The organism is Pseudomaricurvus alcaniphilus, assembly GCF_011440395.1.
Taxonomy (GTDB): Bacteria; Pseudomonadota; Gammaproteobacteria; order Pseudomonadales; family Cellvibrionaceae; genus Pseudomaricurvus; species Pseudomaricurvus alcaniphilus.
Genome location: NZ_JAAOIX010000001.1, coordinates 179,178 through 193,981 on the forward strand (window position 1 = coordinate 179,178; position 14,804 = coordinate 193,981).

Annotated in this window: 13 protein-coding genes; 6 read left to right on the forward strand and 7 right to left on the reverse strand. The window is 57.3% G+C overall.

Annotated features, from left to right (window positions below):
- Nucleotides 1-3 precede the first annotated feature (3 nt).
- The 4 genes from crcB to G8764_RS00795 all read right to left on the reverse strand — a co-directional run bounded on the left by crcB (nt 4) and on the right by G8764_RS00795 (nt 4,816).
- Complete coding sequence (gene crcB, locus G8764_RS00780) at nt 4-378, reverse strand: fluoride efflux transporter CrcB (protein WP_166160916.1); 375 nt, start codon at nt 376-378, stop codon at nt 4-6.
- Nucleotides 379-492: 114 nt separating this feature from the next.
- Entirely contained in the window at nt 493-1,848 is a 1,356-nt protein-coding gene (locus tag G8764_RS00785; protein ID WP_166160918.1) for a replication-associated recombination protein A, read from the reverse strand.
- Nucleotides 1,841-2,482 (reverse strand): outer membrane lipoprotein periplasmic chaperone LolA, encoded by a 642-nt coding sequence (gene lolA, locus G8764_RS00790; RefSeq protein WP_166160920.1) that lies wholly within the window; start codon nt 2,480-2,482, stop codon nt 1,841-1,843. The genes G8764_RS00785 and lolA overlap by 8 nt, the downstream gene beginning before the upstream one ends.
- Nucleotides 2,483-2,497: 15 nt before the next feature.
- Nucleotides 2,498-4,816, reverse strand: a complete 2,319-nt coding sequence (locus tag G8764_RS00795) for a DNA translocase FtsK (RefSeq protein WP_425049209.1) — start codon at nt 4,814-4,816, stop codon at nt 2,498-2,500.
- 402 nt (nt 4,817-5,218) lie between these two features.
- Here G8764_RS00795 and trxB point away from each other — a divergent pair, with 402 nt between their 5' ends.
- The 4 genes from trxB to infA all read left to right on the forward strand — a co-directional run bounded on the left by trxB (nt 5,219) and on the right by infA (nt 8,106).
- Nucleotides 5,219-6,193: a thioredoxin-disulfide reductase gene (gene trxB, locus G8764_RS00800; RefSeq protein WP_166160922.1), complete on the forward strand. Its 975-nt coding sequence runs from the start codon at nt 5,219-5,221 to the stop codon at nt 6,191-6,193.
- Nucleotides 6,194-6,232: 39 nt separating this feature from the next.
- A complete protein-coding gene (aat, locus tag G8764_RS00805; protein ID WP_166160924.1) occupies nt 6,233-6,973 on the forward strand; it encodes a leucyl/phenylalanyl-tRNA--protein transferase in 741 nt (246 codons plus the stop codon).
- Between the two features lie 5 nt (nt 6,974-6,978).
- Nucleotides 6,979-7,689, forward strand: a complete 711-nt coding sequence (locus tag G8764_RS00810) for an arginyltransferase (RefSeq protein ID WP_166160926.1) — start codon at nt 6,979-6,981, stop codon at nt 7,687-7,689.
- 198 nt (nt 7,690-7,887) lie between these two features.
- Complete coding sequence (infA, locus tag G8764_RS00815) at nt 7,888-8,106, forward strand: translation initiation factor IF-1 (protein ID WP_166160928.1); 219 nt, start codon at nt 7,888-7,890, stop codon at nt 8,104-8,106.
- A gap of 65 nt (nt 8,107-8,171) precedes the next feature.
- On the opposite strand, the gene clpA is transcribed toward infA, so the two are convergent.
- On the reverse strand, nt 8,172-10,469 hold the full coding sequence (gene clpA / locus G8764_RS00820) for an ATP-dependent Clp protease ATP-binding subunit ClpA (protein ID WP_166160930.1): 2,298 nt from the start codon (nt 10,467-10,469) through the stop codon (nt 8,172-8,174).
- A gap of 155 nt (nt 10,470-10,624) precedes the next feature.
- On the reverse strand, nt 10,625-10,999 hold the full coding sequence (gene clpS / locus G8764_RS00825) for an ATP-dependent Clp protease adapter ClpS (RefSeq protein ID WP_166160932.1): 375 nt from the start codon (nt 10,997-10,999) through the stop codon (nt 10,625-10,627).
- Between the two features lie 336 nt (nt 11,000-11,335).
- Between clpS and G8764_RS00830 the strand changes: the two genes are divergently transcribed.
- On the forward strand, nt 11,336-11,617 hold the full coding sequence (locus tag G8764_RS00830; RefSeq protein ID WP_166160934.1) for a cold-shock protein: 282 nt from the start codon (nt 11,336-11,338) through the stop codon (nt 11,615-11,617).
- Between the two features lie 124 nt (nt 11,618-11,741).
- Here G8764_RS00830 and G8764_RS00835 read toward each other — a convergent pair whose 3' ends face one another.
- Entirely contained in the window at nt 11,742-13,976 is a 2,235-nt protein-coding gene (locus G8764_RS00835) for an NADP-dependent isocitrate dehydrogenase (protein ID WP_166160936.1), read from the reverse strand.
- Nucleotides 13,977-14,139: 163 nt separating this feature from the next.
- On the opposite strand from G8764_RS00835, the gene G8764_RS00840 reads away from it, so the two are divergent.
- Nucleotides 14,140-14,772, forward strand: coding sequence for a pseudouridine synthase (locus tag G8764_RS00840; protein WP_166160938.1), 633 nt, complete (start codon nt 14,140-14,142; stop codon nt 14,770-14,772).
- Nucleotides 14,773-14,804: the final 32 nt, after the last annotated feature.

Sequence of the window (14,804 nt, forward strand, 5' to 3'; positions counted from 1 at the left end):
CGCTTAAACGAGTCGTGAAGTTAAGTGAATTCCCAAAGCCACTGCAGCCAGGCAGGCCACGATACTGACGACCACATAGCCCAGGGCAACCTGGGTATGGCCGTGCTGCCAGAGCAGGAAGGCTTCGAGGGAAAAGGTGGAAAAGGTGGTAAAGGCGCCGAGCATACCGGCGGTAATGACGCTGCGCCATTCCGGCGACAGCAGGCCGCGCTCGACGATAAGCACGAAGAAAACCCCCATCAGGAAGGAGCCGACTACGTTCACCGTTAGGGTGCCGAGTGGAATGCGGCCGGCACCGGCCGGCAACAGGTGTGCTGTTACGCCGTAACGACCCATCGCGCCGAGGGCGCCGCCAATTGCTACTGCAAGCCAGTGCATATTGTTCGAATATTCCTTGCTGATCGCGCCGGTCAAAGCGTGGTTTACAAAACCGTGTCGCTAACGCTGTGTCGATCGCACTTTATCTGTACCGGCGCAACGATTGACCGGGTGTTACTGGTTGTCAGTATTGTCGTCCTGATAGCGCTGCCAGGCGCTGGCGCTATCCAGCTGGCGTAAATGGCGGAGCTTTTCGCCTATTTTCAGCTCCAGGCCCCGGTCCACCGGCTGGTAGTACTGGCGCGTGGCGAGCTCGGCTGGCAGATAATTTTCACCCGCAGCATAGCCACCGGGCTCATCGTGGGCGTAACGATACTCGGCGCCGTAACCTATGGACTTCATCAATTTTGTCGGCGCATTGCGCAAATGCAGGGGCACCTCGTAACTGGGCGCAGATTTTACCTCTGCCATGGCCGCGTTAAAAGCCTTATATACGGCGTTACTTTTCGGCGCTGCCGCCAGGTAGGCGATCGCCTGGGCGATTGCCAATTCGCCCTCGGGGCTGCCGAGCCGCTCCTGGGCCTCCCAGGCATTGAGCGACAGCTGCAGCCCCCGGGGATCGGCATTGCCAATATCTTCGCTGGCCATGCGCACCACCCGGCGGGCAATGTAGAGCGGATCGCAGCCGCCATCCAACATGCGCGCCAGCCAATACAGTGCGCCATCCACCGAGGAGCCGCGTACGGCTTTGTGCATGGCCGAGATCTGTTCGTAAAAGACGTCGCCATCCTTGTCGAAGCGGCGCACATCGTTGGCGAGGATTTCACTGGCAATGGCAGCAGTGATCAGGCGCCCCGCTGCCGTGGTTTCGGCGAGATCGGAGGCCACCTCCAGCAAGTTGAGTGCCTTGCGCGCGTCGCCATCAGCGGCGTGGGCGAAGGTGTTGAGAATATCATCGCTGACTTCGATCTGCAGCTGGCCCAGCCCCCGCTCCGAATCGCTCAGGGCGGCGCGCAGGAGCTGCAGCAGCTGCTCGATCCCCAGGCTGCGCAGAATATACACCCGGGCCCTGGAGAGCAGTGCGTTGTTGAGTGAAAAGGACGGATTCTCTGTGGTGGCGCCGATAAATATAACGCTGCCGTCTTCGACGTAGGGCAGGAAGGCATCCTGTTGCGCTTTGTTGAAGCGGTGCACTTCGTCGACAAACAGAATGCTTTTCTGGCCGGCCTGGCGCTGTCGTTGCTGGGCTGCGGTAACCGCGCTGCGGATGTCCTTGACGCCGGCCATAACCGCAGAAATTCGCTCGAAGTGGGCATCCGAGACATCGGCAATCATATGCGCCATCGAAGTCTTGCCCACCCCTGGCGGCCCCCACAACACCATAGAGTGCAACTGCTTGCGCACTATGGCTTCGCGCAGCGCTTTGCCCGGCGCAAACAAGTGCTCCTGGCCTATGTACTCATCCGGATGCCGCGGCCGCATGCGCGCTGCCAGCGGCTGGTAGGGGGTGGCGCCGAACAAGTCACTCATGCCGCAGAATGTCGGTACCAGCGGGAGGCGTAAATTGAAACTCGGTCAGCGGGATATCGCGGCCGTAATCCATGGCCGCGAAGCGGAAATTGGTCTGCTGGCCAAAACCGTCGAGAATCGTCATGCCCACCAGTTGACGTTTGTCAAAGTTGAGATCGAGGCGGCGAAAATGGCCGTCCTGCTGCCGCGGGGTGAGGCTGAACTCGCCGGAGGCAGCGCGACTCACCTCGAAGCGTTCGCGAATGGCGGCCGGATCACCGGAAAAAATAACCGCCGGCGACTGGTTCAGCTGGTCATCCACCGCGCTGATGGTCGCCTGCTCCAGGTCCGGGTCGTAAAGCCAGAGGGTGGCACCGTCACTGACCAGCAACTGCGGAAATGGCTGGCGCGTCTCCCAGCGCAAATAGCCGGGTCGCCGCACGCTGAAAACGCCACTGGATTCGGACAGCAATTCACCGTTCGAGTCGGATTGGACCTGGTTGAATTCACCACTCATGGACACCATCGGCTGCAGCAGCGCAATCAGTTGCTCGGCGCTGTCGACTGCCGCGTCTGCCGCGGCCAGCGAGGCAACCAGTGACAACAGGCCAGCGCAGACAAGCTGCCGGCCGCGTAAAACAAGGTTAGTGATCATAACGTCAAGCTGCTCTCAATGTTTGGGGGGCGCTGGTGCCAACACTTCGCGATTGCCATTGCTGCCCATCTCGCTTACCACTCCCGCCCCTTCCATGGTTTCAATAAGGCGGGCGGCGCGATTGTATCCGACGCGCAGCTTGCGCTGCACCGAGGAAATGGATGCCCGGCGCGATTCGGTTACAAAGGCCACCGCCTCGTCGTAGAGCGGGTCAGATTCATCACTGCCCCCCTCTTCGCCTTCCGAACTCAGGCCCGGCACGGGAATGCTGTTGGTGCTGTCATCTATGACGCCTTCGAGGTAGTCCGGTTCCCCGCGTCGTTTCCAATCGTCGACCACCTTGTGTACCTCGTGATCGTCGACGAAGGCGCCGTGAACCCGCAGTGGCACACTGGTTCCCGGTGGCAGGTAGAGCATATCGCCGTGCCCCAGCAGCTGTTCGGCGCCGCCCTGGTCAAGAATGGTGCGCGAGTCGATCTTGGAGGACACCTGGAAGGCAATGCGGGTGGGTACGTTGGCCTTGATCAAGCCGGTGATCACATCCACCGAGGGCCGCTGGGTGGCGAGAATCAGGTGGATACCTGCCGCCCGGGCCTTCTGCGCGATACGCGCGATCAGTTGTTCGACCTTCTTGCCCACAATCATCATCATGTCGGCAAATTCGTCGATGACCACGACAATGGCGGGCAGGGTCTCCAGGTTGGGTGGGGTGGCCTCCTCCGAGCCGGCTTCAAAATGCTCCGCTGGAATCCAGGTGGGGTCGGGGATCGGCTCGCCGCGCTTGTTGGCGTCGTCGATCTTGCGATTAAAGCCGGCCAGGTTGCGCACGCCCAGCGCTGCCATCAATTTATAGCGTCGCTCCATTTCGCCGACGCTCCAGCGCAGGCCATTGGCCGCGTCTTTCATATCGGTAATCACCGGCGTCAGCAGGTGCGGAATTCCTTCGTAAATAGACAATTCCAGCATCTTGGGGTCCACCAGAATCAGGCGCACCTCCTTCGGTGTCGACTTGTACAGCAAGCTCAGCAACATCACGTTGACGCCCACCGACTTACCCGAGCCGGTCGTACCGGCCACCAGCAGGTGCGGCATCTTGGCCAGGTCAGCGACGATGGGTTCGCCGGCAATATCATGACCCAGCGCCAGGGTCAGGGCAGACTTGGACGTGTCGTAGACGTCCGATGCCAACACCTCACTCAGGCGCACCATTTCCCGGTGTTCATTAGGGATCTCGATACCCACCACCGACTTGCCCGGAATAACCTCGACCACACGCACGCTGATTACCGCCAGCGAGCGCGCCAGATCCTTTGCCAGGTTGGTGATACGGCTGACCTTTACCCCCGGCGCCGGCTGAATTTCGAAGCGCGTCACCACTGGCCCCGGCAACACCGACACCACTTCCGCATCGACATTAAAGTCTTTCAGCTTCAGTTCCAGCAGGCGCGACATGGCCTCCAGGGATTCCTTCGAATAGCCTTTTCCCGACGCCTTGTCGGCCGGGTCGAGCAAATTAATCGGCGGCAGGTCACCCACCACCTGGGTGTCAAACAGCGAGGTCTGCTTTTCCTTTTCTACCCGGGGGCTGGGCTTGGCTTTTTTCGGCGGCTCAGTGATTTGCGGAGGCACCCGTGCCTTTTCCTTGCGGGTATGATTCTCGATGGCCAGGCGGCGGGTTTGCTGTGCTTTTTGCAACTGCACCTTCTCGGTTCTGGCTGCCCTGTAGCTATGCCAGCGGCTGCGAATCGTGCGCACCAGGCGCAGAGTCGCGGCCCCCACAGTGTCCATCAAACCCAACCAGGAGAGGTCGGTAAATACGGTCAGGCCAAACAGCAGCACCGCCACCAGTACCAGTGTACCGCCGGTGTAACTGAACGCGGTACCCACCCCGGTAGCGACACTGGAACCCAGGATGCCGCCATTGGAAAACGGCAAACTGCCGCCTTCGATGCCGTAATACATGGCCGCCATGGCGGTGGCGGCCAGCATCACCAGTACAAAACCCACAAACCTCAGGGCCACCAGCAACCAGTCAAAATCGGTCTTTAAGGTGCGGTCGCGAATCACCAGCCAGGCCTGCCAGCCGATCAGTACAGGGAACAAAAATGCCATATAACCGAACAGGGAGAAAAACACATCGGCGATCCATGCCCCAAAGGCACCGCCGGCGTTTTGCAGGCTGCCACCCACTCCGGTGCGCGACCAGCCCGGGTCTGTGGGAGAATAGGTGATCAGCGCCAGCAGCAGGAAAAGACAAAGAGCCACCAAACCGATCAGCGCTCCCTCTTTCAGGATTTTTAAAGGCAAGGCTTCCCGGTCCTCCTGCTCACTAATGACGACTTGGTTGGATGATTTCAAAATTTTACCGCTAGTAAACCCTGGTTTGAAAAATTCCCGCTGCTGGGCCTTGCGGCACTTCCACCAGCACTATACCTACTTTGAACCTGCATCTACCCGGACCCCTGCATCCTTCCGGACACTGCTCGGCGCGCGGGCCAACTGGAGTTTCGAAACACCACGGTGTTTCGAAACGGCCTGAGATTTACCCCCTAAGCCACTGAATTTTTTTCAGTTTATCTTCGTCAGGGCTATTCTAACCCATTCCAGCCAAATATTGAGGGTACTCACCCGCAATTTTTCCAGTATCCACCGCGGGGATGTTCAGGCGCTGCAGATTTCCCTATCATAAGCGTCTTTCGAGGATTAGAACTTTTACTTTCGACCCAGGACATACTAATGAGTGACGTGAAACACCACAGGCTGATCATTCTCGGCTCTGGCCCGGCGGGCTACACCGCCGCTATTTATGCTGCCCGCGCGAACCTGAATCCGGTTGTCATCACCGGCATGGAACAGGGTGGACAGTTGACCACCACGACCGATGTTGAGAACTGGCCAGGCGGTATCCCTGAGCTGCAAGGGCCGGACCTGATGGTGCAAATGCAACAGCACGCCGAGCGCTTCGACACTGAAATTATCTTTGATCATATCCATGAAACCGACCTCTCCAGCCGCCCCTTCAAGTTGAAGGGCAGCAACAGCTATACCTGTGATGCCCTGATCATCGCCACTGGCGCCTCAGCCCAGTACCTGGGGCTGCCCTCGGAGCAGGCCTTTATGGGCAAGGGGGTCAGCGCTTGCGCCACCTGCGACGGCTTTTTCTATCGCAACCAGAAAGTTGCGGTTATCGGCGGCGGCAATACCGCCGTGGAGGAGGCACTCTACCTGTCCAATATCGCCTCGGAAGTGACCCTGGTGCACCGGCGCGACCAGCTGCGCTCGGAAAAAATCCTGCAGGACAAGATCCTGGAAAAAGCCCGCAATGGCAACGTTAAAATACTCTGGGATCACACTCTCGATGAAGTGCTAGGTGACGATTCCGGCGTCACTGGCCTGCGCCTGGCGAGCACTAAAGACAGCAGCACCCGCGAAGTGGATGTGGCCGGCGTGTTTATCGCCATCGGCCACAAGCCCAACACCGACATCTTTGCCAATCAACTGGAAATGCACGACGGCTATATCATTGTTAAAAGTGGCCTGGCCGGCGAGGCGACCAGCACCAGCGTGCCCGGCGTATTCGCCGCCGGCGACGTGGCCGATCACGTCTATCGCCAGGCCATCACTTCCGCCGGTGCCGGCTGTATGGCGGCACTGGATGCAGAAAAATACCTGGATGAACTCAAGGGCAAGGAATCACGGGTACCCAGTTAAGCAGCAAAGCTCCAGTCAGCGGGGGACAGTCGCCGTCATATGACCAAGCTTTACTGGATCGAAGCCGGCAGCACCCTGTTCCCGGACACTGCCGACGCTCTCAGCGAGCCCAATGGTCTGCTGGCCGCCGGCGGTGACTTGTCTGTAACGCAACTACTGGCGGCCTACCGGCGGGGAATTTTTCCCTGGTTTGATGAGTCCCAACCGGTACTCTGGTGGAGCCCGGATCCGCGCCTGGTGCTGTTGCCCGGGAAATTGCACGTCTCCAAAAGCATGGCCAAGTTGCTGCGCCAGAATCGTTTCCAGGTTACCAGTAACCGCAATTTTGACGCCGTGGTTGCCGCCTGTGCCGAGCCGCGACCAGGCCAGCCCGGCACCTGGATTTCGCCACAGATCGCTGCCGCATACGGCGAGTTGCATAAGCTCGGTTACGCGCACTCGGTGGAGGTGTGGCACGAGCAACAACTGGTGGGCGGCCTCTACGGGGTGGCGATCGGCCAGGTCTTCTTTGGCGAGTCCATGTTTAGTCGCACCAGCAACGCCTCAAAGTACGGCTTTATCTGGCTGACCCAACAACTGCAAAAGCTGCATTTCAAGCTTATCGATTGCCAGGTTTACACCTCCCACCTGGCCAGCCTGGGGGCCGAAGAAATCCCCAGGCGGATTTTTGAGCAATACCTGATAAACTATGGTGACCCGGTCGCGACCGGAGGCCGCTGGATAGATTCCTTACCCCCTGCCAACCTGGAACAGCAGGGTGAACAACCCGATAGACGTTAAAACAGATGAGCAATCTCGGCAATATCAGACTGTTTACCACCCATCCACATGAGTGCAGCTACCTGGATGATCGGGAGGCTGTATCTGTGTTTGTGGATCCCGCCTATCCGGTGGACAGTGCCCTGTACAGTAAACTGTCGGAGCGCGGCTTCCGGCGCAGTGGCGCCCACATCTATCGGCCCCACTGCGGCAGCTGCCAGGCCTGTATCCCGGCTCGCATTCCGGTCGCTGATTTTCAGATGAACCGCAACCAGCGCCGCTGCTGGCAACGCAATCAAGACCTGCTGCTAAGCTGTTCGCCCTCGATCGATACGGAAGAACACTACCAGTTGTATGCGCGTTATATCGAGGCGCGTCACTCCGACGGTGACATGTTCCCACCGACGCCGGATCAATATCGATCCTTTCTCAGTCGCGAGTGGGGCGTGACCGAATACCTGGAGCTGCGGCAGCAGGATGGGCAATTGCTGATGGTGGCGGTCTGCGATCGACTGGATAATGGCTACTCCGCGGTATACACTTTTTTCGCGCCACAGCACGACAAGCGCAGCCTTGGCAGCCTCGCCATTCTCTGGCAGATCGAACTGGCCCGGAATCTGGGATTACCCCATGTTTATCTTGGCTACTGGATCAAGGAATGCGCCAAAATGAGCTACAAGACCCTGTATCGACCGCTGGAATTGCTGATTAACGGCCACTGGCTGCGAGTGCGCTGATTTCAGGCCGGGCCAGCCATGTGTTATATCCAACCCGCCAGTTCGGCTTGGTGTTCCCTCCCCTCAACCGGGCCTGCCAGAACCTCGGCATTTGCGTCTTTTTCCCGCCGCCACTTGGCTCTGCCACGGTTTTCAGGCACAATTCACGCCTGCTCAAATCCGAGCTTCAAAAACCCAAGTAATTGAGGATGTTGCCGAATGGCAAAAGAAGACAATTTTGAAATGGAAGGTGAGGTTATTGACACCCTTCCAAACACCACTTTCAAGGTCAAGCTGGAAAACGGTCACGTGGTCATCGCCCACATCTCCGGCAAAATGCGTAAAAACTACATCCGCATTCTAACCGGCGACAAAGTAAAAGTAGAACTGACTCCCTACGACCTCAGCAAAGGCCGCATCACTTACCGCGCTCGCTAGCCCCCTCCTCTCCTGACCCAAGACACAACAGATCCACCCGCCATACCGAAATGGCAGGTGGTTGCTTAATGTGCCTGACTGGCAGCCTCTTTAGCGGCATGCGCCGCTTGGTATTCCAGCTGCAGCTGGTCATCTTCGACGCGCACATGAACGGTACCACCGTTGCCTGAAAGCGCGCCAAACAGCACCTCTTCAGCCAGTGGCTTTTTTAACTTCTCCTGGATGAGGCGCGCCATCGGCCTGGCCCCCATTTTGGCATCGTAGCCGTGCAGCGCCAGCCAATCCCGAGCTTCATCGGTCACATCCAGGGAGATTTTCTTGTCATCCAGCTGCGCCTGCAACTGCACCAGGAACTTGTCCACCACCGTCTTGATAACCTCCAACGGCAGACTGCTGAACTGAATAATGGCGTCCAACCGGTTGCGGAACTCGGGGGTAAACATCTTTTTGATGATTTCCATCCCGTCGGTGGTGTGATCCTGGGTCTTAAAGCCAATAGAAGCTCGACTCATCTCTTCAGCACCGGCGTTGGTCGTCATTATGACAATGACATTGCGGAAATCCGCCTTGCGGCCATTGTTGTCGGTGAGCGTGCCGTGGTCCATGACCTGCAACAGCAAGTTGAACACTTCCGGGTGCGCCTTTTCGATCTCATCCAGCAGCACCACGCTGTGCGGATTCTTGGTCACCGCATCGGTCAACAGGCCGCCCTGATCAAAGCCAACATATCCGGGTGGCGCACCGATCAAGCGTGACACTGTGTGGCGTTCCATGTATTCGGACATATCAAAACGCACCAGCTCGATACCGAGGGAAGACGCCAATTGCTTGCACAGCTCGGTTTTACCCACTCCCGTTGGACCGGCAAACAGGAATGAGCCGATGGGCTTGTCCGCTACATTCAAGCCGGCTCGCGACAATTTGATGGCGGTCGCCAGGGCTTCGATGGCCTTTTCCTGGCCAAAAACGGTCATCCGCAAATTAGCTTCCAGGTCCCGTAACTGCTCGCGATCCGAACTGGAGACGCTCTTTGGCGGGATACGGGCAATTTTCGCCACTACCGCCTCGATATCGCCGACCCCCAACAACTTCTTGCGCTTGGTAGCCGGCAACAGCTGCTGGTAGGCCCCTGCCTCATCGATCACGTCTATCGCCTTGTCCGGCATAAAGCGTTCGGTAATGTAACGCCCGGAAAGCTCCGCCGCCGCCTTGAGTGCGGTATCGGTATAACGCAACTTGTGATGCTCTTCGAAACGCTGCTTCAGGCCCTTGAGGATTTTGTAGGTGTCCTCGACGGAGGGTTCGTTGATATCCACTTTCTGGAAACGGCGCGACAACGCCCGATCTTTCTCAAATATGCCGCGGTACTCCTGGAAGGTCGTGGAGCCGATACAGCGCAAGCGCCCGGAAGTCAGCAGCGGCTTGAGCAGGTTGGAGGCGTCCATAACACCACCGGAGGCGGCACCAGCACCGATAATGGTATGAATTTCATCGATAAACAGAATGGCGTGCTCCTGCTTGCGGAGATCTGCCAGCAAGCCCTTGAAGCGTTTTTCGAAGTCGCCGCGATACTTGGTGCCCGCCAGCAGCGAACCCAGGTCGAGGGAATAGACGACACTGGAGGCAAGTACCTCCGGTACATCGCCATCGACAATGCGCTTGGCCAGCCCTTCGGCTATGGCAGTTTTGCCCACGCCAGACTCACCAACCAGCAGCGGGTTATTCTTGCGGCGCCGGGTCAATATCTGGCTGACCCGTTCAACCTCCAATTGACGCCCGATCAGCGGATCGATGCGGCCCAGTATGGCTTCTTCATTGAGGTTGGTAGCAAACGACTCCAGCGGGCTTTGCGAGGAGGAGTCGCTGCCGATGGCCGCCTCATCACTATTGTCAGGCGCCGAATCGTCATTGTGATCATGGTGCCCGGCGACCTTGGATATGCCGTGGGTAATAAAATTCACTACATCCAGACGGGCTACGCTCTGCTGCTTGAGGTAGTAGACAGCCTGGCTCTCCTGCTCGCTAAAGATCGCGACCAGCACGTTGGCCCCCGTGACTTCTTTCTTGCCGGAGGATTGCACGTGGAATACAGCTCGCTGCAACACTCGCTGGAACCCCAGTGTCGGCTGGGTTTCCCGCTCGGTATCATTTTCCGGTATCAGGGGAGTGGTGGAATCGACGAACTCTATCAAGTCCTTACGCAGGGCATTGAGATCGGTACCACAGGCCCTCAGCACACTGGCTGCCGAGTCGTTGTCGATAAGGGCCAGCAACAAGTGCTCAACGGTCATAAATTCATGCCGCTTTGAGCGCGCACCCTTAAACGCCACATTGAGGGTTACTTCCAGATCCTTGCTCAACATTAGTGATCACCTCTACAACAGCTACTACGCATAATTTCCACCATCCCGCACCAACTGCAGACTGGCTACGTTCAGGCTAGATTCCGGACTGCCTTCTGGACAGCCTTTTAATAAGCTATCACGAGCTTGCCAGCAGGGCTACTCCCCGCGAGCATTTACTCATCGGAGTCGTCTGCCGCCTCGATTTCGCACAGCAGCGGATGCTGGTTCTCCCGCGCGTACTGGTTTACCTGGGCCGCCTTGGTCTCGGCGATATCCCGAGTAAACAGGCCGCACACTGCCTTGCCCTTGGTGTGAACGATCAGCATTACCTGGGTGGCCTGCTCTCTGTTCATACCAAAGAATATCTCCAGGGTCTCAACCACAAACTCCATGGGTGTATAGTCGTCGTTTAACAAAACTACTTTATACATGGACGGTCGTTTGAGGCGCGGCTTGGCCTCTTGTACCGCCAGGTTACCATCACCGGCGTGGTCGTCATCCTGATCATCTGAACTTAATCTTAGATGATATTTACACACGTTATCCATCAATTCTCTCTTCAACCCTCATTTTTACGTCCAGCCCCACGATACCGATCACCCCATGACCTGTTAGAACACTTTACCAGCAAAAAGTTAATCCAGCTGATTGACTTGTAAAAACATGTTCGCTATAACAAGGCCACAAAAGAAAAACACGGTCCCGGCGAGAACATCGGCGGAGCACTGCTGCACCAGCCAGTTCCGGTCCGACAGTTTAAATCGCTCCCAGGGCTCCACCTGGTTGCGGCTTACCCCGAAGACGGGCTTAACCCGGACGTCCGTGCTAAATCATAATAATACCATACCCATGGCCATCACCACCGGCCATGCAAGGAACGTACTATGCCAACAGGTACAGTAAAGTGGTTTAACAATGCCAAAGGCTACGGTTTTATCCTGCCTGATGACGGCGGTTCAGATCTCTTCGCCCACTACTCCTCCATTATTATGGAGGGCTATAAAACTCTCAAGGCTGGCCAAAAGGTCAATTTTCAGGTGATTGAAGGCGCCAAAGGCCTGCATGCCACCGATATCGAGCTGCCGGACAAACTTCATCCCGCAGACACGCCCCCTGAGGAAGAGCATGCTCCTCCCCTGAGCGAACCGAAAAAGGCACTCGGGTAACGCCGTCCCGGCCAGACCGGCAACACCTTACCTCCGCCAGCACACTCGCCCCCCCCTAAAACCAAAAAACCCCGCTCCGGTCAGGATGCGGGGTTTTGCGTGTGCCGCAGCTGGCCGCTTAGGCCTACAGCATCTCCAACGCCTTGTTGAAAATCTCGCTGGGTCGCATGGCGGCTGACACCTTGGACCAATCGGGTCGATAATACCCACCCAGATCCACAGGCGCCCCCTGGCAAGAGTTCAACTGATCAAGAATTGCATTTTCATTGGCAGCCAACTCGGCAGCCACAGCAGAGAATGCCTGCTTCAGCTCCTGGTCTTCATTCTGGGCCGCCAGGGCTTCCGCCCAGTACAGTGCCAGATAGAAGTGACTGCCGCGGTTGTCAATTTCCTTGACCTTGCGCGACGGCGACTTGTTGTTGTCCAGGAACTTGCCATTGGCCTTATCGAGCGTGTCCGCAAGAATTTTGGCCTTGGGCATCTTGAAGGTCGAGGCCAGGTGCGAGAATGACTCGGACAGGGCCAAAAACTCACCCAGTGAATCCCAACGCAAATGGCCCTCTTCGACAAACTGCTGCACGTGCTTGGGAGCGGAGCCACCGGCGCCGGTCTCAAACAGGCCACCGCCGTTCATCAACGGTACGATGGACAGCATTTTCGCACTGGTGCCCAGCTCGAGAATTGGAAACAGGTCGGTAAGGTAGTCGCGCAACACATTACCCGTCACCGAAATGGTGTCCTGGCCGCGACGAATACGCTCCAGCGAAAACTTGGTCGCCTCTACCGGAGACATAATGCGAATGTCCAGACCGCTGGTATCGTGCTCCTTGAGGTAAGCTTCAACCTTGATGATCAACTGGGCATCGTGAGCGCGATTGCTGTCGAGCCAGAATACCGCGGGGGTGTTAGAGGCGCGGGCGCGATTGACCGCCAGCTTGACCCAGTCGCGGATCGGCGCGTCCTTTACCTTGCACATGCGGAAAATGTCACCCTTGGACACTTCCTGCTCAAGCAGGGTGTTGCCTGCCGCGTCTACCACCAACACACGGCCACGGCCGGGGGACAGGAAAGTTTTGTTGTGTGAACCGTATTCTTCGGCCTTCTTCGCCATCAGGCCGACGTTGGCGACACTGCCCATAGTGCTGGGGTCGTAAGCGCCATTGGCTTTACAGTCCTCGATAACAGCCTGGTAGACACCGGCATAGCAGCGATCCGGAATCACGGCTTTGGTGTCGTGCAGCTGGCCATCAGGACCCCACATTTTACCGGAGTCACGAATCATGGCCGGCATGGACGCATCGACAATGACGTCACTGGGGACGTGCAGGTTGGTAATGCCCTTGTCGGAGTTGACCATCGCCAGCTCTGGGCGATGCTTGTTGTGGTAACAGGCTGTGATATCCGCCTCGATCTCGGCCTGCTTGGAAGGTCGCAGGTCCTTGATCTTGGCGTACACGTCGCCGAGGCCGTTATTGACGTCTACGCCCAGGTTGGCGAAGATCTTGCCGTGCTTGTCGAATACCGGCTTGTAGTACTGCTCCACCGCATGGCCAAACATGATCGGGTCGGACACTTTCATCATGGTAGCTTTCAGGTGCAGCGACAGCAGCACATCCTCCTGCTTGGCTTCCTCGATGCAACGGGTCAAAAATGACTTCAGCGCAGAGACGTTCATGACCGCAGAGTCGATCACTTCGCCCTCGAGCACCGGTGTTTTCGCACGCAGGATTTCAATCTTGCCATCGTCGCCGACGTATTTGATAACAACATTGCCGGCCTGCTGACAGACAGTAGACACTTCACTGCCGTAGAAATCGCCGTAAGTCATGTGGGCGACGTGACTCTTGGAGTCGGAAGTCCACTTGCCCATGCGATGGGAGTTTTTCTTGGCGTAGGCTTTAACCGAGGCGGCGGCGCGGCGATCAGAGTTACCCTCACGCAAAACCGGGTTAACGGCGCTGCCCTTGACTGAATCGTACAGCCCCTTGATTTTCTTTTCTTCGGCGTTGGCAGGCTCTTCCGGATAGTTAGGCAGCGGGTAACCCTGACTCTGCAACTCCTTGATCGCGGCTTGCAGCTGAGGGACAGAAGCACTGATGTTTGGCAATTTGACGATATTGGCCTCAGGGCGCTCAGCCAGCACACCCAACTCCGTCAGGTCGTCTGTTACACGCATGTTTTCCGGCAGGTATTCCGCCATGGTCGCCAGAATACGACCAGACAGGGAAATATCCCGAGTTTCCACTACGATATCAGCCTTCTTGGCAAAGGCCTGCACGATTGGCAGCAATGAGTAAGTGGCGAGCGCTGGCGCCTCATCCGTTAAGGTGTATATAATTTTTGGCGTGTCGGTGGACATTATATCTCCCAAATGTCAGCTGTATCTGGATTGGAAATGGGCCATAGCCGTTTGACTTTTGATCCCTTCGGCTCCCCGCTTTTTTGCGGGCAGCATGATACCATTAAGGGTAAAGTTCGTACAGGTTGTAAAATTTCTACAGATTATTCGGTGATTTTTCATTATGGCCAGCATTATCCTCCTCAACAAACCTTTTCAGGTGCTGAGCCAATTTACCGATGCCGACGGCCGCGCCACCCTGAAAGAGTTGCTGCCAAACTTCCACGGCCACTACCCTGCCGGCAGGCTGGATTACGATTCCGAAGGGCTGATTCTGCTGACCGATGACGGTAAACTACAGCATCGCATCAGCGATCCTCGCCACAAGTTAAGCAAGACCTACTGGGTCCAGGTCGAGGGCCAGCCGGATCAGCAGGCACTGCAGGTCTTGCGAGCCGGGGTACAATTAAAAGACGGCCTCACCCGGCCAGCCAAAGTCCACCCCATAGCACAACCTGCCGGGCTCTGGCAGCGCACCCCTCCTATCCGGGAGCGGCAGAACATCCCCACCCAGTGGCTGCAAATCACCATCTCCGAAGGCCGCAATCGACAGGTCAGGCGAATGACCGCGGCGGTGGGCTACCCCACCCTGCGCCTGATCCGCGCCTCTATCGGTCAATGGCAGCTGGGTGAGCTGTTGCCCGGTGAATATTGTCTCGAACAGGTGCACACGCCCGCGCCGACCCCGGGCACACCCGTGCACCGGCGACCAAAACGCCAGGCGCCTCGCCGAGGTAAAAAAACACTAACCAACTGACCTCTCCCCACCTTTTCCAACCCGGCGCTGCA

Coding starts and splice junctions, on each gene's coding strand:
- G8764_RS00830 (WP_166160934.1), top strand. CDS start 11,336: ATGCCAACAGGTACAGTAAAGTGGTTTAACAATGCCAAAGGCTACGGT.
- G8764_RS00785 (WP_166160918.1), bottom strand. CDS start 1,848: ATGAGTGACTTGTTCGGCGCCACCCCCTACCAGCCGCTGGCAGCGCGC.
- G8764_RS00835 (WP_166160936.1), bottom strand. CDS start 13,976: ATGTCCACCGACACGCCAAAAATTATATACACCTTAACGGATGAGGCG.
- lolA (WP_166160920.1), bottom strand. CDS start 2,482: ATGATCACTAACCTTGTTTTACGCGGCCGGCAGCTTGTCTGCGCTGGC.
- G8764_RS00810 (WP_166160926.1), top strand. CDS start 6,979: ATGAGCAATCTCGGCAATATCAGACTGTTTACCACCCATCCACATGAG.
- clpS (WP_166160932.1), bottom strand. CDS start 10,999: ATGGATAACGTGTGTAAATATCATCTAAGATTAAGTTCAGATGATCAG.
- infA (WP_166160928.1), top strand. CDS start 7,888: ATGGCAAAAGAAGACAATTTTGAAATGGAAGGTGAGGTTATTGACACC.
- aat (WP_166160924.1), top strand. CDS start 6,233: ATGACCAAGCTTTACTGGATCGAAGCCGGCAGCACCCTGTTCCCGGAC.
- crcB (WP_166160916.1), bottom strand. CDS start 378: ATGCACTGGCTTGCAGTAGCAATTGGCGGCGCCCTCGGCGCGATGGGT.
- clpA (WP_166160930.1), bottom strand. CDS start 10,469: ATGTTGAGCAAGGATCTGGAAGTAACCCTCAATGTGGCGTTTAAGGGT.
- trxB (WP_166160922.1), top strand. CDS start 5,219: ATGAGTGACGTGAAACACCACAGGCTGATCATTCTCGGCTCTGGCCCG.
- G8764_RS00840 (WP_166160938.1), top strand. CDS start 14,140: ATGGCCAGCATTATCCTCCTCAACAAACCTTTTCAGGTGCTGAGCCAA.